Raw genomic sequence first — 25058 nt, 5'->3', positions numbered from 1 at the left:
ACGCGTCGAAACAGGAGGCTAGAGCGCGAACGCCTCCTCGTGGCGGCGATAGGGAAAGCGCGCGAGCGCCGGCGCGAAGGCGGGGCCCGATCGAAGGGCCCGAAGCGCCGCGACACGGTCCCCCCGCCCCGGCGCGTCCGGGCGGATATGGGCGAGATGCTCCTCGATCCCGGCGATCTCGGCCTTCGGCTCGGTGCCCCGGTCCCACGACCGGCAGGCGCAGGCGAACAGGATGTCGACCTCGTCGGCGAAGAAGCCGAACCGTTCGAGCCGCTGGAGCCGCTCGCCCGCCATCGCATCGAACCCTTCCTCGTCGATCCGCCGGCCGAGGGGCACCGCGTAGAACTCGTCCATCCGGCGACCGAAGCCGGACAGCGCCAGCATGGAGTCGATGCGCTGCCCCAGCACGCGTGCCGACTGGTCCATGCGATAGCGCCAGCCCATGGCGTCGAGGTGCTTTTGCGCGTCCAGTCGTTCGCGCGGGATGAAATGCAGCATGCCGCGCCGGAAGTGGACGTCGGCGTCGCCCTGCGTGAAGTGCTTCCCCTGCCACCGCGCCAGAAGCGGCGAGCGGACCGCCTTGAACATGTGGAGCGTGTTGAACGGCTGGAGATGCTCCAGAACGAGAAGCATGCGAAAGGCGTCGGGATCGGCTGATACCGGTCCCGTCTCGAAGGCGAAGACATGGCGGTCGTCGAGTTTCTCCCGCCCGACCAGCCGGAAAGCCCCGCGCGCCTCCACCAAGGCGGGTAGGTCGAAGAGCGCGCTCGACGCCATCGCGGCGATGCGCGCGCGCTCCTTGTCGTAGTCGGCGCGGATGCGGGCGGGCTCGGCCTTGTGATCGAGAAGGAAGCGCAGCATCGTGCGCCGGTCGATGGTCCGAGGGTCGAGCGCCTCGTAGCCTTGCGCGAGCGCGCGATAGGTCGGCAGCTTCCCGTATCGGCTTCGCTCCTGCCGGGCGAAGACATCGCATCGGGTCGCCGTCTCGCGGATGGCGAGCGCGGAAGGGCTCTCGGCAAAGGCCGGGAAGTCCGGCGGCCAGTCCGCGTCGATCAGGGTCCATTCGTCGATGCCCGCCGCCAGCGCGCCGAGCCATCCCCGCACGAGTTGCCGGTCGCCCGCACCGTCCGCAAGGCGCGCGATGTCGGCGACGAGATCGAGCCAGGGGCGCGGGCGCGCGGGCCTCGCCTCGTCGTAGCCGATGGATTCGAGCTCGGCCGCCAGCCGCCCGCGCGTGTCGGACGTGTCGTAGAGCGCCTGGAAGGCGTAGAGTTCGCGGGCGAGGTCGCGCTTCGCACTGGGAGAAAGAGGTGAGGCGAGCGCGAGGCGGATGCCGTCCTCGACGAGGTCCTCGATCGTGTGTTCCGACACGGGCGTCCTCCTTTCGAGGGATCTTTCAGATGATTCCCAGCCACCAGAGAGCGTAGACCGCCCCCGATGCGCAACCGAGGATCGTTCGGGGGATCGCCATGTCCTCGCCCTGGAGAAGCCAGCGGCGGTGAAGGCGAAAGCCGTGGCCGGCGAGAAGCGAGGTGCCGACCGCCACCGCGCCGAGCGCGAACCACGCGCCGAGAAGCGCGAGCCAGAGCGGAACCATGAAGGCGAACAGCATCCAGGGCATGGCCAGGACGACGAGCGCGACACCCCAGTCGATTCCGGCAATCGTGCACGAGCCGATGGAGCCGGCCTCGGTCGGATGGCAGTCCGGCAGGCGATCGGCGATCGCGCCGACCAGGAAGGCGATCGCGACGAGCCCGAAGGGAATGACGAGGAGGATGCCGAGTACGCGCAACCAAGTCTTCAGGCGATCGTCGGATCGCAGGGTTTCGCCTCTCCTCGGCAGGGGCGGATCGGTATCGATGAGGCGGCTTCCCTTCATCTGGTGCCGAACCATGGTGCCTCGTTTCGCTAGGGGGCTCGACCGAAAAGCAGCAAGGGCTCGCCGTTCCAGGAGACCGATATGTCGCCGCTCGTTTCGTTGACCGCGCGGTGGAGGGCGGCGAACGGATCGGCGATGGCCGGCGCGCCGAAGGCTTCGCGGATCGCCACGCGTCCCTTTCCGGGCGTTGCGGTGGCGAAGCGCTGCCCTTCGTAGGGCCAGGGTTCGTCCAGCGCCTGTTCGAGGCGCCATTGGCGGGCGAAGTCAGCCCAGTTTCGGCGGGCTTGGCCGAGATCCGGCTCGCCGACGAAGCGCAGGGCGTCCCGCCAGCCGGGAAGGCCCGTCGCCATCCCGACGAACGCTTGGAAGTTCGGAGCGAGGATCCCGTAGGATCCTTCCGAATCGATCAGGAGAATGCGCCCGTCGGACAGAACGCGAAATTCGCCGCCCGCTCCGTCACCGGCGAGGTACGAGGTGCCGGGCGGCTGGATCGTGTAGCCGAGATCGGCGCTCTCGGGCGGCGATGACGAGTCGATCTCAAGGATCGCACCGATTTCGGCGCGCAGGGGCGAGGCCTCGATGCGTTGGACGATTCCGGCGACGTCGCTTGCCGTCTCGGCCATGGCCCAGCCCATACCTGCGTAAAGCGTCGACACGGCGAGCGCGATGCGAAGCGTAAGATTCTTCCACGCCGGTCTTCCCAGCTTGCAAGATGCGCCGCCGTTCAAGCGGGTGCGCCCGGCAGGCCTTGGCCGCCGGCCGGCGCGCGGATGCGCCCCGGCGCGGTGCCGACCACGCGCTTGAAGGCGCGGCTGAACGAGGCTTCCGAATCGTAGCCCAGCCGGTGCGCCGCTTCCGCGATGCGCATGCGGTCGCGCGTGATCCACTGGCGCGCTTGGTGCATGCGCACCTGCGTCACGTAGCGCGAGGGCGTTTCGCCGACGATCGCGGCGAACTTGGCGGCAAAGCCCGAGCGCGAGACGCCCATGACACCGGCCAGCTCCTGCACCGTCCAGTCCCGCTCCGGCTCGGCATGGACGGCCGCCAGCACCCGGCCGACTTCCGGATCGCGCACCGCCGCGATCCATCCGGCGGCATCGCCGCAGCCGTGCTCCACCCAGGAGCGAATGATCTGCGCCGCCATCACGTCGGCGAGCCGCGCCAGGATGCCGCTCGCCCCGACCCGGTTCAGCCCGCATTCGGCGATCATCGCGTCGAGGAGGTGGGGGATCGCGGGCTCGCTCACCATCAGCTCCTGCGCCCGCATCAGGTCGGGCATCATCCGCATCAGGGGGTGGAGCGCGTCGAGGTTGAAGCGCATCGACCCGCAGAACAGAACCGTGGCATGGCCGGGGTCGGCGCCCGGCTCCTCGTAGTCGAGGACGTTGTCGCAGATCGCCCGGCAGTCGCGGCGCGGGAAGGGGCGCGGCTCGATGCCCGGCGCGCTGGCCAGCCCATGCGCCGCGCCGTGCGGCACCAGCACCGCGTCGCCGGCCGTCAGCCGGCTCCATTCGCCGTCCGGTCCCTGAAGCCAGCAGCCCTTGCCCGAAACGAAGTGGAAATGGGCATGCGCCTGCGCCGGGTAGTGGAAGCTCCAGTCCCCCGCCATGCGGCATCTGGCATATTCGACGCCGTCGAGCCGCAGCCCGCGCAGCATGTCGGTCAAGGGATCGGCGGATGGTTCGAATTTGGACGATCGGTCAAGCATGAGGGATTTTCTAGCATGGAAACGCTTGCCCGGCGAGTCTAAGACGGACGCCAACCACCAACGACCTCGAAGGTCAGGATCCATGTCCGACATCACGCTTCCGGAGGCCGCCGCATCCGGCGAGCCTTCCTCGCTCACGCCCGCCGCCGACGCGCCGCCGCAATGGACCGCCGTGTTTTCCCTGTCGTTCGGCGTCTTCGGGCTCGTCACCGCCGAGTTCCTGCCCGTCAGCCTCCTGACGCCGATGGCGGCCGAACTCGGCGTGTCCAACGGCGCGGTGGGGCAGGCGATCACGGCGACCGCCGCCGTCGCGGCGATCGCCGGGCCGCTTCTCGTCCTGTTTTCCGGGCGGCTCGACCGGCGCGACATCGTCTGGACGCTGATGGCGCTGCTCGTCGCCTCCAGCGTGGTGGCGGCCTATGCCACCGATATCACGACCCTTCTCGCCGCCCGCGCCCTTCTCGGCTTCGCGCTCGGCGGCTTCTGGGCGATGATGGCGGCTCTCGCGCTCCGGCTGGTGCCGAGCGCCCTGGTGCCGCGAGCCATTTCGATCATCATCATGGGCGTGTCGCTGGCGACCGTCTTCGCCGCTCCGCTCGGCGCATTCCTCGGCGAACTCTGGGGCTGGCGGGCGACCTTCCTCGCCGCCTCCGCCCTCGGCGCGCTGGCGCTCGCCATCCAACTCGTGGCGCTGCCCCGTCTTCCCTCGGCCGCCTCGCCCGGCCTCGCCTCGTTCCGGGCCGCCCTGTCGCGCCGCTCGGTCCTGATCGGGCTCGGCACGGTGATCCTCGTGATCTCCGGCCATTTCGCCGGCTTCACCTTCGTGCGCCCGTTCCTGGAGGAGATCCCCCGGCTCGAGATCGCGACCATCTCGCTGGCGCTTCTCGCCTTCGGGATCGGCGGCTTCGCGGGCAACGTCGCGGGCGGCGCGGTGGCCGCCCGCAGCCCCGCCCTCGCGGTGGCGGGCTGCTCGTTTCTCGTGGCCTTGGCGACGCTCGCGCTGATCCTTTTCGGCGCGCTTGGGCCCGTCGCCTTCGCCGCGACGGTGCTCTGGGGCTTCGCCTTCGGCGCGTTCCCGGTTTCCGTGTCGATCTGGAACGCGCGCGCGGCGCCCGATCTCGCCGAAAGCGCCGGGGCGCTCCTGTCGGCGAGCTTCCAGGTGGCGATCGCATCCGGCGCGGTTCTCGGCGGTCTCCTGATCGACGGAACGGGGCCGCGCGGCGTCATGGTCTATGCGACGCTGGCGGTCCTCGCCGGCGCATCCGCTATGCTGGTGCTCGGGCGCGCGGTGGAGCGTCGCAGGGCAACCCAGGACGCCCTCGGCTAGGCGCTTCGGCGCAGCGCGTCGACCAGGGCCCTGAGGGCCGGCGGCACCTGCCGACTGGGATAATACAGGTGGCAGCCGGGAAAGGGCACGCACCATTCGTCCAGCACCTGGACGAGGCGCCCGTCCGCGATCTCGGCGGCCACGTCGTGCTCCAGCATGTAGCCGAGGCCCGCGCCGCCCCGCACGGCGGCCGATGCCAGCCCTTCGTCGGTGACGATCAGTTGCCCCACGACCTGCATCCGGATCTCCTGACCGTTTCGCTCGAATTCCCACGGCAGGAGACCGCCGCCGCCGACCAGCCGGTAGTTCACGCACAGGTGGTTCTTGAGGTCGGCGGGCGTCCGGGGCGGGGGATGGCGGGTGAAATAGTCCGGCGTTCCCACCACCACGGTGCGAAGGTCCGGGCCGACGCGAACGGCCACCATGTCGCGCTCCACCGTTTCGCCGAAGCGGATGCCGGCATCGAACCCGGCGGCCACGAGATCCACCAGCCGGTCGTCCACGATGACTTCCACATGGATGTCGGGATGGTCGAGAAGGAAGCGGGGCAGGCGGGGCTGGAGGATCTCGCGCGCCGCATAGCCGAAGGTGGTGAGGCGCAGCGTTCCCGACGGCGCGTCGCGCCAGTCGGCCAAGGCGGCCAGCCCTCGCCCCACCTCGTCGAGCGCGGGCCCGAGGGAAGCCAGAAGCCGCTCGCCGGCCGCCGTCGGCGCGACGCTGCGCGTGGTTCGCGCCAGGAGACGGACGCCGAGTCGGGCTTCCAGCGCGCGCATCGTGTGGCTGAGGGCCGAGGGCGACACGCCGATCGCAGCGCCCGCGCGCGTGAAGCTTCTCGCCTTCGCGATGGCCGCGAAGGCTGCGAGATCGTCGAGGTCGCCGCGCTTCATTCCTGCAGATCCTTCACAAGCCCTTGCGCGATCCTGCCGCTAATCCGGAGGGCCGATCGGGATTATGTCGTGATCGGTCTTGTACCGACAACAGGAATGGCATCGATGACCTATCGCACGCTCGGCCGATCCGGCCTTCTCGTCAGCCCGCTCGCGCTCGGCACCATGACCTTCGGCGCGGGGCGCTGGGGCGCCGACGAAGCGGGATCGCGCGCCATCTTCGACGCCTATGTCGAGACCGGTGGCAACTTCGTCGATACGGCGGATGTTTATTCCGGCGGAGAAAGCGAGGCGATGCTCGGGCGCTTCGTGGCCGAGCGTGGGCTTCGCGACCGGCTGGTGATCGCCACCAAGGCCGGTTTTCCGCGCCGCGACGACACGCCGCTCGCCGGCGGCAACTCGGCGCGCAACATCCGGGACGGGATCGAGGGCTCGCTCAGGCGGCTCGGCACCGACCGGATCGATCTCTTCTGGACCCATGTCTGGGACCGCACGACCCCCGCCGAAGAGGTTCTGCGCGCGCTGACCGACGCCGTGCGGCGCGGCGACATCCTGTATTACGGCTTCTCCAACGCCCCCGCCTGGTATGCGGCCGAGATCGCCACCTTGGCGCGCGCCCATGGGCTGCCCGAGCCGGTCGGGCTGCAATATTCCTATTCGCTGGTCGACCGGGGCGTCGAACTCGACATCCTGCCGGCGGGCGCGGCCATGGGGCTGGGACTGGTGGCGTGGAGTCCGCTGGCGGCGGGGCTTCTCACGGGCAAGTACGGGCGCGAAAAGATCGCTGAGGCGGGGCCTGCCGGAAGCCTGCCCAATCGCACGGGCGAAAGCCCGAGCGGGGGCAGCGACGGGCGCTTGAACGGCGACAATCCCTATGGCGGCATGCTGTTCACGGACCGGAACTTCGACATCGTCGACGCGCTGCGAAGCGTCGCAGGCGAGATCGGGCGATCCATGGCGGAGGTCGCGCTCGCCTGGGTGGCGGGGCGGCCGGGCGTCTCGTCGGTGCTGATCGGGGCGAGCCGCCCGGAGCAACTTCGTGAGAACGCGGCGGCGCTCGACATCGACTTCTCGGCCGAGCATCGGGCACGTCTCGATGCGATGGGTGCCCCGCCGATGCTCAACCCCTACTTCATCTTCGACCTGCCACGCGAGCGCATCTTCGGCGGCCATCCCGTCGCGCCCTGGGGTGGGACCGCGCCGGGGCGATGAGCGCCGATCTTTTGCCCAGGTGCGGGTCGCCGGGAGGGATTTTGCTCGAAGAGGCCCGAAGGCGGGAGGAATAATCCCCCCTCGGGGTCCGGTAGGCGATGCAGGTGCGTTGGCGCGATATGTCGAGCGGCTTAGTGTTCTAAACGAGACTTCGGGGCCCGTTCGCGTTCGGTCTCCTCCGCTCGCCTCCCGCTGCTTTGCTTCGAAAGCCCGCTTCGATGAAGACATTCCTGTCCCGGTCCCTCCTTCTGGCTGCCGTCGGCGCCGTGGCGTCCCTGGCGATGACGGCATCGGCCTCGGCCGAGGAAGGGCGGATCCGCATCGCCCAGCAGTTCGGCATCGTCTACCTCCTTCTGAACGTCGTGGAGGATCAGGGTCTGATCCAGAAGCACGGGAAGGAACAGGGCATCGACATCACGCCGGAATTCATCCGCCTGTCGGGCGGCTCGGCAGTCAACGATGCGCTTCTGTCGGGCAATGTCGACATCGGCGGCGCGGGCGTCGGCCCGCTCTTCACCCTGTGGGATCGCACGCACGGCTCGCAGAACGTCAAGGGCGTCGCCTCGCTCGGCAACTTTCCCTACTATCTCGTGTCCAACAATCCGGCGGTGAAGACGATCGCCGACTTCACCGAGAAGGACCGGATCGCGGTGCCCGCGGTCGGCGTGTCCGTTCAGTCGCGCATCCTGCAATGGGCGTCCGCCAAGGTCTGGGGCGAGGAGAACTTCGACAAGCTCGACGCCTATTCCGTCGCCGTGCCCCATCCGGAGGCGGCGGCCGCGATCATCTCGGGCGGCACCGAGATCACCGCCCATTTCGGCAACCCGCCCTTCCAGGAGCAGGAGCTCGCCGGCAATCCGAAGGCGCATATCGTCCTGAAGTCCTACGACGTGCAGGGCGGCCCGGCGTCCTCGACGGTGCTCTACGCAACCGAGGCCTTCCACGACGAAAGCCCGAAGACCTACGCGGCCTTCGTCGCCGCGCTGGACGAGGCGGCGCAGTTCATCGGAGAGAACCCGGAAAAGGCGGCCGACATCTACCTGAAGGTCGCCGGCGGCAACGTCGATCGCAAGCTCCTCCTCGACATCATCCAGAACCCGGAGGTCACCTTCAAGGTGGAGCCGGAGAACACGCTGGGGCTCGGCCAGTTCCTCCACCGCGTGAAGGCCATCCGCAACGAGCCGAAGGCGCTCGCCGACTATTTCTTCGACGATCCGCGCGTGTCGAACGGCTCGTGAGCACCGCGCGTCCCATCACCGTCCGCGAAGCCGAGGCTCCGGGTCCCACCCCCGTCGCCTCGGTCCTTGCGGACGGTGCCCCGTTTTCCGGCCAAGCGTCTCCCGCCCTGTCCGAGCCGCTTCTGCGGGTGCGCGGGCTGTCGCTCGAATATCGCACGAGAGACCACGTGGTGCGCGCCACGCACAAGGTCGATCTCGACATCTTCGAGGCCGATCGCTTCGTTCTGCTCGGGCCGTCGGGCTGCGGCAAGTCCACGCTTCTCAAATCGATCGCCGGGTTCATTCCCCCGGTGGAAGGCGAGATCGTCCTCGAAGGGCGGCGGGTCGTGGAGCCGGGGCCCGACCGGATCGTGGTATTTCAGGAGTTCGACCAGCTGCCGCCCTGGAAGAGCGTTCTCGACAACGTCGCCTTTCCGCTTCTCGCCTCGCGAAAAGTCTCGCGGCGCGAGGCGCGCGAGCGGGCGCGCCACTTTCTGGGCAAGGTCGGCCTGTCGGCCTTCGCGCAAAGCTATCCCCATCAGCTGTCGGGCGGCATGAAGGGGCGCGTCGCGATCGCGCGCGCGCTCGCCATGCAGCCGCGCGTCCTCCTGATGGACGAGCCCTTCGCCGCGCTCGACGCCCTGACGCGCCGCCGCATGCAGGAGGAGCTTCTCCAACTCTGGGAGGAGGCGCGCTTCACGCTTCTCTTCGTCACCCACTCGATCGAGGAGGCGCTGGTCGTGGGCAACCGCATCGCCCTCCTGTCGCCGCGTCCGGGCCGGGTGCGCGCCGAGATCAACGCCCACGAATGGAGCCTTGCCAGCCTCGGCGGCGCGGCGTTCCAGGCGGCGGGCGCGCGCATCCACCGCCTCCTCTTCGAGGACGGGGCGGGAACGGTGGCGCGCGAGGCGGCCGATGCCGGGCTGGAGACAAGCGCCCGATGACGCTGCTTCAACCACCCGTCCGGCCGGAATACGAGCGCGAGCTGGAGCCCTTCACCGGCGGAACGGTGGAGCGCCAGCTGCCGCTCGCCGCCCGCATCTGGGCTCAAGGGTGGCTGCGCAAGGGCCTGATCCTTCTCGCGCTGATCGCCTTGTGGGAGGCCGCTGCGCGCTGGCAGGCCAACCCGCTCCTCCTGCCGACGTTCGGGGCGACGGCACGCGCCTTCGTTTCGGGGATCGCCAGCGGCGAACTTCTGGAGCGGACGCGCATCTCGCTTCTGGTTCTCGTCCAGGGCTATGCGCTCGGCATCGTCCTTTCGCTTCTCCTGACGACGCTCGCCGTCTCGACGCAGCTTGGGCGCGACCTCCTGTCGACGCTGACGGCGATGTTCAACCCTCTGCCCGCGATCGCCCTCCTGCCGCTCGCGCTCCTGTGGTTCGGTCTGGGGCAGAACAGCCTGATCTTCGTGCTGGTGCATTCGGTGCTCTGGCCTTTGTCGCTGTCGATCTTCGCCGGCTTCCAGGGCGTGCCCGAAACCCTGCGGATGACGGGGCGCAACTACGGGCTCAAGGGCTGGCGCTACGTCTGGCAGATCCTCCTGCCGGCAGCCCTTCCGTCCGTCCTGTCCGGCCTCAAGATCGCCTGGGCCTTCGCCTGGCGCACGCTGATCGCGGCCGAGCTCGTGTTCGGCGCCTCGTCCGGGCGCGGCGGGCTCGGCTGGTACATCTTCCAGAACCGCAACGAACTCTACACCGACAACGTCTTTGCCGGCCTCGCCCTCGTGATCGTGATCGGCCTCCTCGTCGAGAATCTCGCCTTCGCCAGCCTCGAGCGCGTCACCGTGCATCGTTGGGGGCAGCAGCGATGACCGCGCCGACAGAGTTCCTCTGGTACATCCCGAACCAGGCCGTCGCCGGCCATCGCGGCGACACGACTGATGCCGGCCACAACAGCCTGGGCGCGCTGGTGGCGCAGGCCGAGGCGATCGAGCGCCACGGCTGGCGCGGCGCGCTTCTGGGTGCCGGCTGGGAGCGGCCCGACACGTTCACCGTGGCCGCAGCGCTCGCCGCGCGCACGAAGGCGTTCGAGCCCCTGATCGCGATCCGGCCGGGCTACTGGCAGCCTGCCCAGGCGGCCTCCGCGCTCGCCACGCTCGACCACCTGTCGGGCGGGCGCGTGCGCGTCAACATCGTGTCTGGCCTCGACAATCCGGAAGCCTACGGCGACGGGTCGATCGAGAAGGAACGGCGCTACGAGCGCACGGGCGAGTTCATGCGCCTTCTGCGCCGGCTGTGGACGGAAGAGAACGTCACGCACCAGGGGCCGCACTACGCGCTGAAAGGCTCCACCGCCCAGCCGCGCCCCCATGCGCGAGAAGGGCGCTTGCATCCCAAGCTCTACTTCGGCGGTGCTTCCGGGCCGGCCGAGCGGGTGGCCGCAGCGGAGGCCGACGTCCAGCTCTTCTGGGGCGAGCCCCTGGCCGACGTGGCCGAGCGCATCGCCCGGCTGAGGGCGCTGAGCGCCGAGCTCGGCCGCGAGCACGCCCCCCTCGAGTTCGGACTGCGCATCACGACGCTGGTGCGCGACACGAGCGAGGAAGCCTGGCGCGACGCCGAGGCCAAGGTCGCCGAGATGGCGCGCACGGCGGGCGCCGGCTGGCACGACCATCGCGGCGAGGTCGCCGTCGGCCAGCGCCGGCTTCTGGATCTCCAGGCGCGCGGCGAGGTGCTGGACGATCGTCTCTACACCGCGCCCGGCCGCTACGGCGGGGGCGGGGCGGGCACCACTTGGCTGGTCGGCTCGGCAGCGGAGGTGGCGGAATCGCTGCGCCGGTATCGCGACCTCGGCATCTCGCATTTCGTCCTGTCCGACACGCCGTATCTTCGGGAAATCGAGCGGCAGGGAACGACGCTCCTGCCGCTTCTGAGGGACTGACGCCGCCGGGGCGGCACGACGGGGAAAGGGCGGCGCGATGGATATCGAGGCATCGAGGGAGGCGGTCGGCATCCCGACACCGGCGACGGCCGACTTCTGGTGGGCGCGGCTACGGCGCGAGGCGGAGGGCGTCGCCGCGCGCGAGCCGGTGCTGGCCGCCCTCGTCCAGTCCACCGTTCTCGACCAGTCCTCGCTGGAGGACGCGCTCAGCCATCGCCTGGCGAGCCGCATCGCCGGCGTGCTTCCGGCCGACGCGCTGCGCGCGGTGCTTCGGGAGGCGTTCGGGGTCGAGGCGCTGCGCCGCGCTCTGCGCTTCGATCTGGCCGCCCTGATCGACCGGGACCCCGCCAGCGACGCCGCGCTCGACGCCGTCCTTTATTTCAAGGGTTTTCACGCGCTGGAGGCGCATCGCGTCGCCCACCATCTCTGGCGGACGGAACGGCGCGACCTCGCGCTCTATCTGTCGGACCGCGTCGCGGAAGTCTTCCAGGTGGAGATCCATCCCGCCGTGCCGATCGGCAGCGGCACCTTCATCGACCATGCCACCGGCATCTCGATCGGGGCGAGCGCCGAGATCGGCGACAACGTTTCCATGCTGCAGGGCGTCGTCCTGGGCGAGGCGGAAGAGCCGGTGCCGGGCGGGCGGCGCCATCCGCGCGTCGGCCACGGCGTTCTGATCGGGGCGGGCGCCAAGCTTCTCGGGCCCATCGAGATCGGCCATTGCTCGCGCATCGGCGCGGGCTCGGTGGTCACGCGCTCGGTTCCGCCTAACACCACGGTCGCGGGCGTGCCGGCCCGCATCGTCGGCCATGCCGGCTGCGCCGAGCCGAGCCGCGCGATGGACCAGATGGTGTTCGACGTCGGTCTTTAGCGCCTTTCCGCCGACACCGGTTTTGCTTCCGCTCTTGAGATGACGCCCGTCCGGCGCCATTTCGCGCGCTCGCCCTTCCTCGACAAGGATTTCTGCCGATGACATCCGCCAAGCAGCTGAAGCTCGGGGCCTTCATGCGGCCCGTTTCAATCCATGCCGGCGCCTGGCGCTATCCCGGCGCCTGGCGTGACGCCAACTTCAACTTCGAGCGGCTGCAATACCTCGCCCGCCGGCTGGAGGCGGCGCGCTTCGACGCGTTCTTCATGGCCGACCACCTCGCCGTCCTCAATATCGGGCGCGAGGCGCTCCGGCGCAGCCACACCGTGACCTCGTTCGAGCCCTTCACGCTCCTGTCGGCGCTGGCCTCGGTGACGAGCCGCATCGGCCTCGTGGCGACCGCTTCCACGAGCTTCGACGAGCCCTACCACGTCGCGCGGCGCTTCGCCTCGCTGGACCACCTGAGCGCGGGGCGCGCCGGGTGGAACATCGTGACCACCTCCAACCCGGACGCCGCGCGCAACTTCGGCCTGGAAGAGCATCTGGACCACGCCGACCGATATCGCCGCGCCCGCGAGTTCTACGACGTGGTGACCGGCCTTTGGGACAGTTTCGACGACGACGCTTTCCCGCGCGACACCGACAGCGCCACCTATGTCGATCCCGATCGCATGCACGTCCTCGCCCACAAGGGCGAGTTCTTCGATGTGCAGGGGCCGCTCAACATCGCCCGGCCTCCCCAAGGCTGGCCGGTGATCGTCCAGGCCGGCGCCTCGGAGCCCGGCCGCCAGCTCGCCGCCGAAACGGCGGAGGTGATCTTTGCCGCCCCGAGCCGCCTGGAGGACGGGCGCGCCTTCTACGCCGACGTCAAGGGGCGCATGGGCCGGATTGGGCGCGATCCCGATCACCTCAAGATCCTGCCCGGCGCCTTCGTGGTGGTGGGCGACAGCGACGAGGAGGCGCGCGAGACGCGCGAGCGTCTCGACGCGCTGGTGAGCTACGACAACGCCATCGACCAGTTGTCGACCATGCTCGGCACCGATGCGCGCGCCTTCGACCCGGACGCGCCCCTGCCGGAGATCCCCGACACGAACCAGTCGAAGTCGAGCCGCGAGCGCACGATCGAGCTCGCCCGGCGCGAGAACCTGACCGTCGGCCAGCTCGCCCGGCGCCTCGGCGGCTACGGCGGCCTTTCCTTCGTCGGAACGCCCCGCACCATCGCCGACGCCATGCAGGAATGGCTGGAATCGGACGGGGCGGACGGGTTCAACGTGATGTTCCCCTTCCTGCCCGAAGGGCTCGACGGCTTCGTCGACAAGGTCGTGCCCGAGCTCCAGCGGCGCGGCATCTTCCGGCGCGAATACGAAGGGGCGACCTTGCGCGACAATCTCGGGCTGCCGCGCCCCGTCAACCGCTTCTTCGCCCCCTGAGCCGGCGGTTTTCGGGGAACGGGCCGGTCCGGTCCGCCTTGCATGTCGGCGCCGGAACGGCCCATATGCCGCGGATCGAACAGGCGGGCACTCAAACCCGTCTCCTTCCGCGAGCCGGCGGGCCGCAGGCCTCGATTCGCGGCGGGAGGAACACCCGAAAGAGCGGCCATGGCGCGATTCGACGGCATCATCTTCGACTGCGACGGGGTTCTCGTCGACAGCGAGGTCCTGGCCCGGCGCGCCATGCAGTCGGTCTACCGGCAGGCGGGAATCGAGGTCACGACCGACATGGTCAATGCCATGGTCGGCATGAAGATGGCCGACATCCTCCAAGGGATCGAGGCGCGAACGGGGCGCTCGCTCGGCCACGAATACCATCCCCGCTTCTGGACCGAGACGAAGGCGCTGTTCACCGCCGAACTCGCCCCCGTGCCCGGCGTCGTTCGGTTCCTGGAAGGTTCCAGCCTGCCGCGCTGCGTCGCCTCCTCGTCCGACCACGAGCGCATCCGGCACAGCCTGAAGGTGACGGGCCTCGACCGGTTCTTCGCGGCGGAAGCGATCTTTTCCTCGCACGACGTCCGGCGCGGCAAGCCGGAGCCCGACCTCGTGCTCCATGCGGCCGCGCGCATGGGGTTCGATCCTGCGCGCAGCCTGGTGATCGAGGATTCGCGCTTCGGCGTCATGGGGGCCAAGGCGGCCGGGATGGTGGCCTACGGGTTTCTGGGCGGCGCGCATCTCCTGGCCAACACCGGCGATGCCCTGCGCGCAGCCGGCGCGGACTTCGTCGCGCGCACCTACGGCGAGATCGCGGCCGAGATGGACCGTTGAGGACGCGTCCTTAAGCCGAATCCGGTGAGCGCGCAGGTCTGGGCGACGAGGCAGGCGAGGGAATCCAGAAGGATAGCGGGGGATCGCGGCGTCAGCCGGTCGGCAAAGCCCACCAGCCCCGCCCCGCCGAGGATCACGACATCGGCGCCGTTGTCTCGCGCCCGTTCGATCTCGCCGAGAACGAGGGTCTCCGCTCCAGCCGGATCGGCGGCGATCCTGTCGCCGGTGAGTTCGATCGTGCGCACGCCCGCGAGCCGCGACCCCAGCCCGATCCGGTCCACGAACGCCTCCAGCATGGGACCCCAGGCGTGGCCGCCGGTGACGATGGCAAAGCGCGCGCCGAGCTGCGCGGCGACATGGCACGAGGCGTCGGCCATGCCGAGCACGGGAACGGGCAAGAGCGCGCGCGCTTCGAAGAGGCCGGGGTCGCCGAAGCAGGCGATCATCACCGCGTCGGGCGGTCCGGCCGTCGCGAAGGCCTCGGCCATGCCGCGAACCACCTCGCCCGCGCGGGCTGCCGCTTCGGGCGTCGAGATGTAGGGCGCGCCTTCGGGCGCCGTGTGACCTTCGATCGCGACGCCCGCCGGCGCCAGTCGCCGCGCGGCGTCCACCATCCGTTCCGTCATGGCCCGGGTCGTGTTGGCGTTGATCAAGGCGATGCGCGTCATGGCGGGTGCGATTCGGAAAGCGTTCGGGAGATCACCATCAGCGAGTCGATGCAGAAGGCCAAGCCCCTTGGGGGAAGGATTGGAACGTCGGGCCAATATCGGGAAGATGCCGACGGCCAAACGCGGACCTCCGAGCGCCCCGCAACGTTCGCTCGGAATCGAAGCTGGAGATTTGCTGGGTAAGGAGATTCACGCGCCGGCAAAAGCCGCCGACGAAATCCCGCCTCATCAAGGGGAAGCGAAGCGGGTTCCGTCGGCCTCGTCCAGGGTTCGCAACGGGCTAAGCGGGCAGCGCGAAGCGGCGGCCGAGCATGGTCCCGGCGAAGATCGCGCGCGATCGGCGATCCCATCGGCCCCGCCCGCGCCGGTGCCCGAAGACCGCCCGGTCAGCCCTTGCGCATCTGCCGGGCTGCGTAGCGCGCGTCCCGCTTGGCCTTCTGGGCCGCCTGGTCCTCCATGGCCTGCGCGATCAGCTTGTCGCGCTCGGACACGGCGGCCTGCTCGGCGGCTTCCTTCGCGGCGGCCCGCTCCTGCGCCAGCGCGGCCTCCCGCTCGGCCTCGGCCTCCTGCCGCTGACGGCGCTTGGCCGCCTCGCGCTCCTCGCGGGCCGCGACGACGGCGGCCCGCTCGGCGCGGCGCGCTTCCAGCTCCGGGTCGTTCTGTTTCGCCTTCATCTTCTCCAGGAGGGCTGCCTTGGCATTCTTGGCAGCGTTCCGGCGATCGATGAAATCGGTGTCTGTCTTCAAGGCTTAAGTCCCATTCGATGTTGGGATGCCGCCGGTGCGGCATCGTGGTTCCTTCCGGCGCAAGTGCGCCGGAAAACCGGCTATATCACGGCTCGGGGCGATAAATCCTCAAGCGTCGCGAGCGGCCATGTAGGCGTCGAGCTTTCGGCGGGAGGGCCCATAGCGCTTGATGATCGTCTTCGCCTCGCCGGCGGGAATGCCGAACTTGCGCGCGAAGGCTTCGGGTTCGTACGGCTCCTCGTGGGGAGCCGTCTTCGGCGACTTGCCGGACGACTTGTTGGCGGCCATGGGTGGAATTCCTTTTTTCTCGTTCAACTCGGAGAAGGGGAAGCGGGAGGCGTCTCGTGCGCGGCCGCGTCATCGCGGGGCTCGTTCCCGTCCGCCTTGGCAGCGGCTTTGGCGGCGGCCTTCTCAGCCTTCTTGGCGGCCTTGGCCCGATCGCGCTCCTGGCGTTCGAAATTGTAGTTCGGTGTCCGCATCGGGGATCGATCCTTTCGTGTCGAAAGAATTCATATGGGGATGATCGGGCGGAAAGTCGCCCTTACACGCTTCGATGGCGCCGACTTTCGCTCATCCATCGGGAAAAGAGCGTCCTCGCCAGTCCCCGTCGATGCTTCCGGGACTTAGGCCCCAGCCACCGATCGCTCTTCGGGTCGGTCTCATAGAACCCGCAAACGCTGGAAGGGCTTCGCGACGGACGGACGTACACTGACCATTACCGCTCGACGGACACTCGCATCTTCCCAAATCAAACTGTTGTAAAACTCATTTTACAAATGTAGTTTGGCATCTGCCTCGATCGCCGAAGGGATGTCGGCTCGGGTGCGGAGGGCGCATCGATGCGCTGGAGGAACGGGAGACAAGCCATGAAGAAACTCGCACTCGCATTGGCGGGCGCCGCCGCGCTCATGCTGCCGACGGTGGCCGGCGCCCAGGACGCGCCCGGCACCGTGAAGAAGGACAGCTACCGCTTCCTGATCGTGCCCAAGGTCGTCCATCCCTGGTTCGACAAGGTGAACGAGGGCGCCCAGATGGCGGCGGCGGCCCTCAAGGCGCAGACCGGGGCCGATGTCGAGATCGTCTACTCGGCGCCGCAGACCGCCGACGTCGTCCAGCAGGTCCAGATCGTGGAAAGCGCGATCTCCACCCGCCCCGACGGCATCGCGATCGACCTTCTGGACCCCGCCGGCAACCGCGCTTCGCTGGAAGCGGCGCAGGGTCAGGACATTCCGCTGGCGATCTTCGATTCCGTCGCGCCCGAGGGCATGAAGATCCCGACGATCGGCATGGACTTCTGCGAGCAGGCCAAGATCGCCGCGCGCCGTCTCGTCGAGATTCTCGGCGGCGAAGGCGAGGTCGCCATCATGATGGGCGTGCCGACCGCCCCCAACCATTCGATCCGCGCCCAGTGCCACCGCGACGTCTTCGCCGAGCACCCCGGCATCAAGGTCGTGGCCGAGGGCATCGACAACGACAGCATCGAGACCGCGCAGCAACAAGCGGCCGCGATCATGCAGGCCAACCCGAACCTCAAGGGCTGGGTCGCCTCCGACGCGGCGGGCCCGATCGGCATCGGCCAGGCGATCGTCGAAGCCGGCAAGGGGGACCAGGTCAAGCTCGTCGGCCTCGACAATCTCGCCGAGATGCTCGACCTCATCCGCTCCGGCGTCGCCGACAGCTCGTCGGCCTCCCTGCCGGAGATGCAGGGCTACTGGTCGGTCATGCTGCTCTGGGCGCAGGTCACCGGAGCGCCGGTGCCGGACTATGTCGACACCGGCAGCGCCTTCCTGACCAAGGACAACATCGGCGGCTGATCGATCGCGGGTGCGGGGGGCAAGGCGAGCGACCTTTCCCCCCGCGCCCCGGCTTCGCCGACCGGGCGTCGTCGTCGAAGGGGGAGGGAACCCATGGCTTATCTCGAAACGCGCGGTCTCACGCGCGATTTTCCGGGCGTCAAGGCGCTGTCGGGCGTCGATCTGTCGATCGAGCTCGGACGCTGCCACGTCCTCGCCGGCGAGAACGGGGCCGGCAAGTCGACGCTGGTCAAGATCCTGACGGGCTCGGACCGCGCCAGCGCCGGCACGGTGTCGATCGAGGGCCGCGACCCGCTCGAACACGGCGAACTGTTCCGCCGGATCGCCTATGTGCCGCAGGAACTTTCGCTGTTTCCCGACATCAGCGTCGCGGAAAACCTCTTCATGCCTTTCGACCGGACGGGGCATGGCGGCTTCGTGAACCGGCGCCGCATGCGCGCCGAGGCGCAAGGGTATCTCGACCGTTTCGGCATCGAGGCGCGCCCGGGCGACCTCGTGCGCCACATTTCCGTGCCCGACCAGCAGCTTCTCCAGATCGCGCGGGCCTCGACCAACGCCGAGATGAAGGTGCTGATCCTGGACGAGCCGACCTCCGCGCTCACCGCGCGCGAGGTGGAGCGCGTCTTCCGGGTGATCCGCGGCTTCCTCGACCGCGACCATGCGGTCGTCTTCATCTCGCACAAGATGGAGGAGGTCTTCGCCATCGGCGACGACTACACGGTCCTGCGCAACGGCGAGAAGGTCGAGGCGGGCCGCATGGCCGATATCAACGAGCCGCGCCTGATCCGCGCCATGTCGGGACGCGAGATCGCGATCGACGACCATTTCCGCCCCGCCTGCGCGGCGGGCGCGCCGATCATGGAGGTCGCGCATCTGTCGGGCGACATGTTCGAGGACGTCTCGTTCACGCTCCGGCGCGGCGAGATCCTGGGGCTTGCCGGCCTCGTCGGCGCCGGCCGCTCCGAGCTGATGCAGACCGTCTTCGGCTTTCGCAAGGCGCGCGCCGGATCGGTGCGCGTGGAGGGCAAGGCCTGGCGCCTCGGCGACACGGCCGCGTCGGTGGCGGGCGGGATGCTGTACCTGTCGGAGGAGCGCAAGCACCACGGCATCTTCCCGCTTCTGTCCTTGCGCGAGAACATCGGCATCTCGGTCCTGTCGCTGACCTCGGGCCCGGCCGGCATCGACTTCGCCAGGGAGCGCAGCCTCGTCGGGCGCGTCATCGACGACTACGGCATTCGCGCCGCCGGCATGGGCCAGCGCATCTCGCTCCTGTCGGGCGGCAACCAGCAGAAGGCCATCATCGGGCGCGCCATGGCGACCACCCCCCGCATCCTGATCTTCGACGAGCCCACCAAGGGCATCGACATCCGCACCAAGGCCGAGATCTACCGCATCATGAAGACGCTGGCCGAGGAGGGCGTCGGCATCGTCCTGATCTCCTCCGAGATGACCGAGCTGCGGCGCTGCGCCAGCCGCATCCTCACCCTGCATTCGGGCCGCCTCACCGGCGACTTCGACGCCGCCACGACCGAGACCGAGACCCTTGTCGGCGCGATCTTCGCGACCGGCCCCGCAACGCCCGCCCAGACCCGCTCGGAGGCTCGCCATGTCGACTGAAGCTGCAACGGCCAAGGAGGCGGGCGCCCGTCGCGCCGGCTGGCTGGCGCTCCTGATCCGCAATCCGCTGGCCGGCGTCTTCGCCGCGCTTCTCGCGATCTTCGTGATCTCGTCGCTGGTCTCGCCCTACTTCCTGTCGGGCTACAACATGTCGGTGATCGCGCGGGGTCTCGCCTTCGTCGGGCTCATCACCATCGCGCAGTCCTCGCTGATGATCCTGGGCGAGCTCGACCTGTCGCTCGGCGTGATCGGCGGCCTGTGCGGCATCGTGTCGGGCATGCTGATGGTCCAGGCCGGCCTGCCGCCGGTGGTCGCCCTGCCGCTGGCGCTTCTCCTCGGCGCTATGCTCGGCTTTCTCAACGGTCTTCTGGTGACGCGGCTCGGGCTGCATTCGCTGGTGCTCACCATCGGCACCGCCGGCATCTACGGCGGCGCCATCCTAGTCCTGACCAAGGGCGTCGCCATCACCGGCATCCCGGCCGACATCCAGTTCCTCGGGCGCGGCGACTGGCTGGCGCTGCCCGTGCCCTTCGTCGTCATGCTGGTGGTGCTGGCGCTGGCCTTGTTCCTGACGGTGAAGACGCCGATGGGCCGCTACATGTACGCGATCGGCAACAACCCGGCCGCCGCGCGCATGCTCGGCATCCGCGTCGACCGCATCCGCCTCCTGGTGTTCACGCTGGCCGGGCTCCTGTCGGCGCTGGCGGGCCTTCTCATGGTGGCGCGTCTCGGCACCGCCCAGCCTTCGATCGGCCAGACCTGGGTGCTGGCGCCGATCGCGGCCGCCGTGATCGGGGGCGTGGCGACCACGGGCGGCGTCGGCTCGCCGCTCGGCGCGATCTTCGGCGCGGGCATCATCGCCATCATCGAGAACATCATCGTCCTCTTCGGCGTCTCGCCCTATTGGCAGGGCGTCGTGTCGGGCGCGATCGTGGTGCTTGCCATTTCCTTCGACGCGCTGTCGCGCCGCTACCTTCGCCGCGACGCGGCCTGACCTTTCGGAGACCTCGCGTGGCCAAGACCAAGAAACTCATCAACGCTCCCGAGACGATCATCGACCAGATGATCGGCGGCATGACGGGCGCGCATCCCGACCTCCTGCGCGTCGAAGGCCATACCGGCCGCGCGGTCGTGGCCGTGGATGGCCCGCGCGATGGCAAGGTCGGCATCGTCGTCGGCGGCGGATCGGGGCATGAGCCCGCCTTCGCCGGCTATGTCGGGCGGGGCCTGGCGGACGCGGCGGCGGTCGGCAACATCTTCGCCTCGCCCTCGCCCGAGCACATCCTCGACGCCGCGCGCGCGGCCGACGGCGGGGCGGGCGTCGTTCTTCTCTACGGCAACTACACGGGCGACGTCCTGAACTTCACCATGGCGGCCGAGGAACTGGAAGCCTCCGGCGTGCCGGTGCGCCATGTGGCGGTGGCCGACGACGTCGCCTCCGCGCCCTTCGACAAGCGCGCCGAGCGGCGGGGCATTGCGGGCGACTTCTTCGTCTTCAAGATCGCGGGCGCGGCCGCCGACCGGGGCGAGCCGCTGGCGCGCGTCGAGGCGCTGGCCCGCAAGGCCAACGACGCGACCCTTTCCATGGGCGTCGCGCTCGGCGCCTGCTCGCTGCCGCAGACCGGCAAGCCGAACTTCGAGATCGGCGACGACGAGATGGAAATCGGCATGGGCCTCCATGGCGAGCCGGGCGTGCGTCGCCAGACGCTGGCCTCCGCCGACGCCGTGACGGACGAGCTGATGGAGACGATCCTCGCCGAACTGAACCCCGGCGAGGGCTCGCGCGTCGCGGTTCTCGTCAACGGTCTCGGCTCGACCTCCTATGTCGAGCTCTACATCGTCTTCAACCGCGTCCGGCAGATCCTCGACGCGCGCGGCGTCTCGATCCACCGGTCCTGGGTCGGCGAATACGCGACCTCGCTGGAAATGGCGGGCGCTTCCATCACGCTCCTTCGCCTCGACGACGAACTCGCGACGCTTCTCGACCATCCCTGCCGGACGGTCGCCCTGACGGTCGGATCGGTGCCGGCGGGCTCGACGAGCGCCGTGCGCAGCGTCCAGTCCGCGCAGAAGCGTGTGTCCGCCGCGCCCGTCTCGAACGGCGCCGGCCCGCGCAGCCTCAAGCGCGAGGGCGCGGTAACGCCCGCGATCTTCCGCGCGATGATGCGGCGCGTCGGCGACGACATCATCGCCGAAAAGGCCTGGCTGTCCGAACTCGACGGCGTGATCGGCGACGGCGACCACGGCATCACGATGGAGATCGGCTGGAAGGCGGTGCAGAGCGCGCTCGCCGGCAACGACGAGGACGACACGATCGAGGCGATCTGCAAGCGCATGGCCAAGGCGTTCCTGGATGCCGTCGGCGCCTCGTCCGGCCCGCTCTACGCCACCGCCTTCCTGCGCGCGGGCGCGGCGGTGAGCGACCGGCTCCACCTCGACGCGGCGGGCGTCGCGACCTGGCTGGGCGCCGCCCTCCAGGGCATCCAGGATCGCGGCCGCGCCGAGCCCGGCGACAAGACGATGATCGACGCCTGGGTGCCGGCGGTGGCGGCCGCGCGCGAAAGCGCCAGTGCCGGCGGCTCGGAACTCGACGTCCTTCGCGCGGCGCGCGACGGGGCGGAAGCGGGCATGCGGGCCACAGCCGATTTGGAATCGCGCCGCGGGCGCTCCGCCAAGCTCGGCGCCCGCTCGAAAGGTCATATCGACCCGGGCGCGGCGTCCTCCTTCGTGATCATGCGCGCCATGACCGCCGCCTTGGAAAACTCGGAACCGGACGTTCGGGCGGCCTGACGGGTGGCGGCAACCGCCACCGCATGGTTCCTCGAACGCTTCAGCGCGGGCCCGCCAGAAGGGCCCGTGCGACGCCCTCGTTGGTGACGAGCCGGTTGACGTAGCCGGCTCTCAGAATGGCGCGGATGATCGGGATCTTGTCCGTGCCGCCAGACACCAGCACCGAATAGGGCTTCAGCTTCAGCTTGTCCGGGCTCAGCGCGATCACCGCCTCGTTGAGGAAATGGTCGATCGGGCGCCCTTCCATGTCGAGGAAGCAGCCCATGAGTTCGCCCACCGCGCCGAGCCGCAGGATGTCGTCGAGATGGTCCTTCACGACGCGGATGTGGGTGAGCGTCGTATCCTCTGCGAGCGATCCGCAGGAGGTCATCGCGAAGTCGGCGATCTCGGTGCGGGCGAGAACGTCGGTCAGCTCGTCGTTGAGAAGCAGCGCTTCGCGGCTTTCCGCCGTCGCGCAGTAGATCGGGGCGGTGAGATAGTGGCACTCGACGCTGAGAAGCCGGGCGAAGCTCGTCGCGACTTCGAACGTGTTGGTGCCCGACGAGCGCGTGACGCCCCCGGTGAGGCCGACGATCCAGGAGCTCGGGTGCGGCTTGGCCGGGATCGCGCGCACCGCGAAGCTCAAGGTGCGACCGCTGGCGATGCCGATCCCGAAGTCCTGGCCCTCGATCAGCGCCGCCGTCATCGCGCCGGCCGCCTCGCCGATGACGCGCTTCTGCTCGATATAGTCCTCGATGTCGGGCACCACGACGACGTCGACGAGGCCGTAGCGCTGGCCCACATCCTCGGCGAGCGCGATGCAGTCGACCAGCGGCAGCCGGACGTCGACCTGAACCTGGCCCTCGGCCTGAACCTGTCCGATGATCTTGTTGACCCGCAGCCGCGTCAGGCCGAGGCGCGAGGCGATCTCCTGCTGCGTCAGCCCGCCGATGAAATAGAGCCAGGCGACGCGGGCTCGCTCGAGGTCTTCGGTCAGGGCTTCGTATCGTGCGCGCATGAGGCGCTCTTAGCATAGGCCTGCGTCGCAGGCGCCGGGCAAAGAACCGGGGCTCGGTCGAAAAATCCGCGGCGGAGCGCGCTCCTGCTTCAGAAGGACACCCACGATCTCGGCAGCATCAGCAACACCAAGAGAAGGAGCATCGGCGCGTAGGTGATTAGGAAGTGGACCGACCGGACGGTTCGCGCCACCATCCGCACCCGCGGCCAGCCGCGCTTTCGCGCCTGCCGCTCGACCAGGAAGCAGACCAGCAGCGACGGGAGATAGCTGAGCGCCACGACATAGCCGGTGAACCACCACGAGGCTTGCCCTCGCCCCGGCTCCGCCTCGCCGATGAGGCCCGTCGCCCAGAGAAGGATGGCGACGGGATAGCCGAGGATGCCGATATAGGGGATGACGTCCATCGCCTGCGCGAAGCCGCGCGCGACCTCCCGGGGGCGCCAGACGAACCGGTCGGGCAACTTCACGCGTTCGCTCTTCCCCTTCGTCGTGGCCCCGGTCGTTCGTTGCCAGGCCCTTCCACGCTATCGCGCCCGCAAGCGATTGGCCACGCACGTGCGAAGGGCTCCGCCCGGCGACGGCCGGTTCAAGTTTCGGGGTCGATGCGTGCCCATTCCTTCTCGAGGAATCTGCGCAGCAGCCAACGCTGGAGAAGCGCCCGGCGCGGCCTACCCGGCGCGTGCAGGCGGGCGAGGATCGAGGCCCGCAATTCCGCCTCGTCCCAGCCGTCCCAGACGCCGGCGCCCGAAAGGAGGTTGGCGTGGAGAACGGGCGCGACCTCGCGCTCCAGAATGTCGCGCAACTCCCGGCTGCCGTATCCTGATCGGAGGAGCGTGCGGCGAATGGATCGGTACCCGGCCTCGGTCAGCTCCGTGTCGAGGAAGAGCTCGGAAAAGGCCATCCACACCGGCATCCTGCGAGCGACATCCCGATCCTCCATGCGGTGCCTCCCGGCGAAGACAAGCGACGCGGTGAAGGCTGAAGCGCCTGTCGACGCCGCCCCGCTCGCAAGCTTTCACCGGCGATCATCCGGCAACGCCGGCCGACGATCAACCGCTCCCCTCTGCCAAGCCGCCATGAACCCTCGGGAACAGGGGTGCGCGAGGATCAGGTCGCGGCGCAGCGCTCAGGCTGCGGCGCGCAGCAGCATTCCGAAGAGATCGCGGGGCTCGTCGGGATCGGCGAGAAGGTCGAGCTCCTCGAAGAAGGGGGCTTCCACCAGCTTGTCGCTGACGTAGCGCAGCGCCGAGAAGTCTTCCGTGGCAAAGCCGACCGAATCGAAGAGCGTGATCTGCGCCGCGTCGCGCCGGCCGGGCGTCCGCCCGTCGATGACCTGCCAAAGCTCGCTCACCGGATGGTCGGGCGCGAGTTGTTGTATCTCGCCCTCGATGCGGGTCTGCGGCGGGTACTCCACGAAGATCGCGGCGCGGCGCAGGATGTCGGCGTGCAGCTCGGTCTTGCCCGGGCAGTCGCCGCCGACCGCGTTGATGTGAAGGCCGGCGCCGACGAGGTTGTCGGTGAGGATCGTGGCATTCTGCTTGTCGGCCGTCACCGTGGTGACGATGTCGGCGCCCTCGACCGCCTCGGCGGTGGAGGCGCAGATGCGGATGTCGAAGCCGAGTCCTTCGAGGTTGCGCGCGCATTTCGCGCTCGCCGCCAGGTCGATGTCGTGGAGGCGAAGACGATCGACGCCGAGGAGCGCCTTCATGGCAATGGCCTGGAACTCGGCCTGCGCGCCGTTGCCGATGATCGCCATGGTGCGGCTGTCCGGCCGGGCGAGGTGCCGTGCGGCGACCGCCGAGGTGGCGGCGGTGCGAAGGGCGGTGAGGATGGTCATCTCGGTGAGAAGCACGGGATAGCCGTTGGCGACATCAGCCAGGACGCCGAAGGCCGTCACCGTCTGGCGCCCGTCGCGCGTGTTCTTCGGGTGGCCGTTGACGTACTTGAAGGCGTAGGCCGCCCCGTCCGAGGTCGGCATCAGCTCGATCACGCCTTCGTCCGAATGGGCGGCGACGCGCGCCACCTTGTCGAAGCTCTCCCAGCGCCGGAAGTCCTCCTCGACATAGGCGCTCAGCTCGGTGAGGAAACGCTCCACCCCGACCTGGAGGACCAGCTTCATCATGTGGTCGACGCTCACGAAGGGAACGACGTTCAGCTTGGGGGTCATGGTTCTGGTTTTCCGCTTCGTCGGGA

26 protein-coding genes are annotated in these 25058 nt (G+C 69.2%); 13 read left to right on the top strand and 13 right to left on the bottom strand.

Annotated features, from left to right (window positions below; all coding sequences use genetic code 11):
* Window positions 1–18: 18 nt before the first annotated feature.
* From H7A85_RS13365 to H7A85_RS13350, 4 genes are all read right to left on the bottom strand, one after another.
* A complete protein-coding gene (locus H7A85_RS13365; RefSeq protein ID WP_182086446.1) occupies window positions 19–1371 on the bottom strand; it encodes a hypothetical protein in 1353 nt (450 codons plus the stop codon).
* A gap of 25 nt (window positions 1372–1396) precedes the next feature.
* Window positions 1397–1894, bottom strand: coding sequence for a hypothetical protein (locus H7A85_RS13360; RefSeq protein ID WP_182086445.1), 498 nt, complete (start codon window positions 1892–1894; stop codon window positions 1397–1399).
* 14 nt (window positions 1895–1908) lie between these two features.
* Window positions 1909–2535 (bottom strand): hypothetical protein, encoded by a 627-nt coding sequence (locus H7A85_RS13355; protein WP_182086444.1) that lies wholly within the window; start codon window positions 2533–2535, stop codon window positions 1909–1911.
* A 68-nt stretch (window positions 2536–2603) separates the two neighbouring features.
* Window positions 2604–3587 carry an AraC family transcriptional regulator gene (locus H7A85_RS13350; RefSeq protein ID WP_182086443.1) on the bottom strand — a complete coding sequence of 328 codons (984 nt, stop codon included), beginning with the start codon at window positions 3585–3587 and terminating at the stop codon, window positions 2604–2606.
* An 82-nt stretch (window positions 3588–3669) separates the two neighbouring features.
* Between H7A85_RS13350 and H7A85_RS13345 the strand changes: the two genes are divergently transcribed.
* Window positions 3670–4914: an MFS transporter gene (locus H7A85_RS13345; RefSeq protein ID WP_182086442.1), complete on the top strand. Its 1245-nt coding sequence runs from the start codon at window positions 3670–3672 to the stop codon at window positions 4912–4914.
* On the opposite strand, the gene H7A85_RS13340 is transcribed toward H7A85_RS13345, so the two are convergent.
* Entirely contained in the window at window positions 4911–5801 is an 891-nt protein-coding gene (locus H7A85_RS13340) for a LysR family transcriptional regulator (RefSeq protein WP_182086441.1), read from the bottom strand. The two genes, H7A85_RS13345 and H7A85_RS13340, sit on opposite strands and share 4 nt — an antisense overlap.
* 96 nt (window positions 5802–5897) lie before the next feature.
* Here H7A85_RS13340 and H7A85_RS13335 point away from each other — a divergent pair, with 96 nt between their 5' ends.
* The 8 genes from H7A85_RS13335 (at window position 5898) to H7A85_RS13300 (ending at window position 14233) form a co-directional block, all read left to right on the top strand.
* Window positions 5898–7013, top strand: a complete 1116-nt coding sequence (locus H7A85_RS13335) for an aldo/keto reductase (protein ID WP_182086440.1) — start codon at window positions 5898–5900, stop codon at window positions 7011–7013.
* A gap of 218 nt (window positions 7014–7231) precedes the next feature.
* Window positions 7232–8251: an ABC transporter substrate-binding protein gene (locus tag H7A85_RS13330; RefSeq protein WP_182086439.1), complete on the top strand. Its 1020-nt coding sequence runs from the start codon at window positions 7232–7234 to the stop codon at window positions 8249–8251.
* Between the two features lie 107 nt (window positions 8252–8358).
* On the top strand, window positions 8359–9174 hold the full coding sequence (locus H7A85_RS13325; RefSeq protein WP_244631193.1) for an ABC transporter ATP-binding protein: 816 nt from the start codon (window positions 8359–8361) through the stop codon (window positions 9172–9174).
* Window positions 9171–10040, top strand: coding sequence for an ABC transporter permease (locus H7A85_RS13320; RefSeq protein WP_182086438.1), 870 nt, complete (start codon window positions 9171–9173; stop codon window positions 10038–10040). Before H7A85_RS13325 ends, H7A85_RS13320 begins: the two co-directional genes overlap by 4 nt.
* The gene (locus H7A85_RS13315) at window positions 10037–11107 is read left to right on the top strand and encodes an LLM class flavin-dependent oxidoreductase (RefSeq protein ID WP_182086437.1); all 1071 of its coding nucleotides are present in this window, start codon (window positions 10037–10039) and stop codon (window positions 11105–11107) included. The genes H7A85_RS13320 and H7A85_RS13315 overlap by 4 nt, the downstream gene beginning before the upstream one ends.
* Window positions 11108–11144: 37 nt before the next feature.
* A complete protein-coding gene (gene epsC, locus H7A85_RS13310; RefSeq protein ID WP_182086436.1) occupies window positions 11145–11978 on the top strand; it encodes a serine O-acetyltransferase EpsC in 834 nt (277 codons plus the stop codon).
* 98 nt (window positions 11979–12076) lie between these two features.
* Entirely contained in the window at window positions 12077–13405 is a 1329-nt protein-coding gene (locus H7A85_RS13305) for an LLM class flavin-dependent oxidoreductase (protein ID WP_182086435.1), read from the top strand.
* A gap of 168 nt (window positions 13406–13573) precedes the next feature.
* Complete coding sequence (locus tag H7A85_RS13300; RefSeq protein WP_182086434.1) at window positions 13574–14233, top strand: HAD-IA family hydrolase; 660 nt, start codon at window positions 13574–13576, stop codon at window positions 14231–14233.
* On the opposite strand, the gene H7A85_RS13295 is transcribed toward H7A85_RS13300, so the two are convergent.
* The 4 genes from H7A85_RS13295 to H7A85_RS13280 all read right to left on the bottom strand — a co-directional run bounded on the left by H7A85_RS13295 (window position 14200) and on the right by H7A85_RS13280 (window position 16126).
* Window positions 14200–14901: an aspartate/glutamate racemase family protein gene (locus tag H7A85_RS13295; RefSeq protein WP_182086433.1), complete on the bottom strand. Its 702-nt coding sequence runs from the start codon at window positions 14899–14901 to the stop codon at window positions 14200–14202. The two genes, H7A85_RS13300 and H7A85_RS13295, sit on opposite strands and share 34 nt — an antisense overlap.
* A gap of 386 nt (window positions 14902–15287) precedes the next feature.
* Window positions 15288–15647 carry a DUF6481 family protein gene (locus tag H7A85_RS13290; protein WP_182086432.1) on the bottom strand — a complete coding sequence of 120 codons (360 nt, stop codon included), beginning with the start codon at window positions 15645–15647 and terminating at the stop codon, window positions 15288–15290.
* Between the two features lie 108 nt (window positions 15648–15755).
* Window positions 15756–15935 (bottom strand): DUF3606 domain-containing protein, encoded by a 180-nt coding sequence (locus H7A85_RS13285; RefSeq protein ID WP_182086431.1) that lies wholly within the window; start codon window positions 15933–15935, stop codon window positions 15756–15758.
* Between the two features lie 23 nt (window positions 15936–15958).
* Window positions 15959–16126 (bottom strand): hypothetical protein, encoded by a 168-nt coding sequence (locus tag H7A85_RS13280; RefSeq protein ID WP_182086430.1) that lies wholly within the window; start codon window positions 16124–16126, stop codon window positions 15959–15961.
* Window positions 16127–16513: 387 nt separating this feature from the next.
* Here H7A85_RS13280 and H7A85_RS13275 point away from each other — a divergent pair, with 387 nt between their 5' ends.
* From H7A85_RS13275 to dhaL, 4 genes are all read left to right on the top strand, one after another.
* Window positions 16514–17461 (top strand): substrate-binding domain-containing protein, encoded by a 948-nt coding sequence (locus H7A85_RS13275; protein ID WP_182086429.1) that lies wholly within the window; start codon window positions 16514–16516, stop codon window positions 17459–17461.
* A 93-nt stretch (window positions 17462–17554) separates the two neighbouring features.
* The gene (locus tag H7A85_RS13270; protein ID WP_182086428.1) at window positions 17555–19078 is read left to right on the top strand and encodes a sugar ABC transporter ATP-binding protein; all 1524 of its coding nucleotides are present in this window, start codon (window positions 17555–17557) and stop codon (window positions 19076–19078) included.
* Entirely contained in the window at window positions 19068–20072 is a 1005-nt protein-coding gene (locus tag H7A85_RS13265; RefSeq protein ID WP_182086427.1) for an ABC transporter permease, read from the top strand. The genes H7A85_RS13270 and H7A85_RS13265 overlap by 11 nt, the downstream gene beginning before the upstream one ends.
* A gap of 17 nt (window positions 20073–20089) precedes the next feature.
* A complete protein-coding gene (dhaL, locus tag H7A85_RS13260) occupies window positions 20090–21868 on the top strand; it encodes a dihydroxyacetone kinase subunit DhaL (RefSeq protein ID WP_182086426.1) in 1779 nt (592 codons plus the stop codon).
* Between the two features lie 40 nt (window positions 21869–21908).
* Here the strand turns inward: dhaL and H7A85_RS13255 are convergent, their stop codons facing one another.
* From H7A85_RS13255 to H7A85_RS13240, 4 genes are all read right to left on the bottom strand, one after another.
* Window positions 21909–22865, bottom strand: a complete 957-nt coding sequence (locus tag H7A85_RS13255) for a sugar-binding domain-containing protein (protein WP_182086425.1) — start codon at window positions 22863–22865, stop codon at window positions 21909–21911.
* A gap of 89 nt (window positions 22866–22954) precedes the next feature.
* Entirely contained in the window at window positions 22955–23332 is a 378-nt protein-coding gene (locus H7A85_RS13250) for a hypothetical protein (RefSeq protein ID WP_182086424.1), read from the bottom strand.
* 119 nt (window positions 23333–23451) lie between these two features.
* Complete coding sequence (locus H7A85_RS13245; protein WP_182086423.1) at window positions 23452–23805, bottom strand: hypothetical protein; 354 nt, start codon at window positions 23803–23805, stop codon at window positions 23452–23454.
* A gap of 186 nt (window positions 23806–23991) precedes the next feature.
* On the bottom strand, window positions 23992–25032 hold the full coding sequence (locus H7A85_RS13240; RefSeq protein ID WP_182086422.1) for an ornithine cyclodeaminase: 1041 nt from the start codon (window positions 25030–25032) through the stop codon (window positions 23992–23994).
* Window positions 25033–25058: the final 26 nt, after the last annotated feature.

The organism is Aureimonas sp. ME7, from assembly GCF_903970965.1.
Lineage (GTDB): Bacteria > Pseudomonadota > Alphaproteobacteria > Rhizobiales > Rhizobiaceae > Aureimonas.
Note: the sequence above shows the minus strand (reverse complement) of the source record. Positions and strands in the feature narration are given on the sequence as shown.

What these genes read in the sequence shown, in the direction of transcription:
- H7A85_RS13360 (WP_182086445.1), bottom strand. Translation starts at nt 1,894, where the DNA reads ATGGTTCGGCACCAGATGAAGGGAAGCCGCCTCATCGATACCGATCCG.
- H7A85_RS13350 (WP_182086443.1), bottom strand. Translation starts at nt 3,587, where the DNA reads ATGCTTGACCGATCGTCCAAATTCGAACCATCCGCCGATCCCTTGACC.
- H7A85_RS13345 (WP_182086442.1), top strand. Translation starts at nt 3,670, where the DNA reads ATGTCCGACATCACGCTTCCGGAGGCCGCCGCATCCGGCGAGCCTTCC.
- H7A85_RS13340 (WP_182086441.1), bottom strand. Translation starts at nt 5,801, where the DNA reads ATGAAGCGCGGCGACCTCGACGATCTCGCAGCCTTCGCGGCCATCGCG.
- H7A85_RS13335 (WP_182086440.1), top strand. Translation starts at nt 5,898, where the DNA reads ATGGCATCGATGACCTATCGCACGCTCGGCCGATCCGGCCTTCTCGTC.
- H7A85_RS13330 (WP_182086439.1), top strand. Translation starts at nt 7,232, where the DNA reads ATGAAGACATTCCTGTCCCGGTCCCTCCTTCTGGCTGCCGTCGGCGCC.
- H7A85_RS13320 (WP_182086438.1), top strand. Translation starts at nt 9,171, where the DNA reads ATGACGCTGCTTCAACCACCCGTCCGGCCGGAATACGAGCGCGAGCTG.
- H7A85_RS13315 (WP_182086437.1), top strand. Translation starts at nt 10,037, where the DNA reads ATGACCGCGCCGACAGAGTTCCTCTGGTACATCCCGAACCAGGCCGTC.
- epsC (WP_182086436.1), top strand. Translation starts at nt 11,145, where the DNA reads ATGGATATCGAGGCATCGAGGGAGGCGGTCGGCATCCCGACACCGGCG.
- H7A85_RS13305 (WP_182086435.1), top strand. Translation starts at nt 12,077, where the DNA reads ATGACATCCGCCAAGCAGCTGAAGCTCGGGGCCTTCATGCGGCCCGTT.
- H7A85_RS13300 (WP_182086434.1), top strand. Translation starts at nt 13,574, where the DNA reads ATGGCGCGATTCGACGGCATCATCTTCGACTGCGACGGGGTTCTCGTC.
- H7A85_RS13295 (WP_182086433.1), bottom strand. Translation starts at nt 14,901, where the DNA reads ATGACGCGCATCGCCTTGATCAACGCCAACACGACCCGGGCCATGACG.
- H7A85_RS13285 (WP_182086431.1), bottom strand. Translation starts at nt 15,935, where the DNA reads ATGGCCGCCAACAAGTCGTCCGGCAAGTCGCCGAAGACGGCTCCCCAC.
- H7A85_RS13280 (WP_182086430.1), bottom strand. Translation starts at nt 16,126, where the DNA reads ATGCGGACACCGAACTACAATTTCGAACGCCAGGAGCGCGATCGGGCC.
- H7A85_RS13275 (WP_182086429.1), top strand. Translation starts at nt 16,514, where the DNA reads ATGAAGAAACTCGCACTCGCATTGGCGGGCGCCGCCGCGCTCATGCTG.
- H7A85_RS13270 (WP_182086428.1), top strand. Translation starts at nt 17,555, where the DNA reads ATGGCTTATCTCGAAACGCGCGGTCTCACGCGCGATTTTCCGGGCGTC.
- H7A85_RS13265 (WP_182086427.1), top strand. Translation starts at nt 19,068, where the DNA reads ATGTCGACTGAAGCTGCAACGGCCAAGGAGGCGGGCGCCCGTCGCGCC.
- H7A85_RS13255 (WP_182086425.1), bottom strand. Translation starts at nt 22,865, where the DNA reads ATGCGCGCACGATACGAAGCCCTGACCGAAGACCTCGAGCGAGCCCGC.
- H7A85_RS13245 (WP_182086423.1), bottom strand. Translation starts at nt 23,805, where the DNA reads ATGGAGGATCGGGATGTCGCTCGCAGGATGCCGGTGTGGATGGCCTTT.
- H7A85_RS13240 (WP_182086422.1), bottom strand. Translation starts at nt 25,032, where the DNA reads ATGACCCCCAAGCTGAACGTCGTTCCCTTCGTGAGCGTCGACCACATG.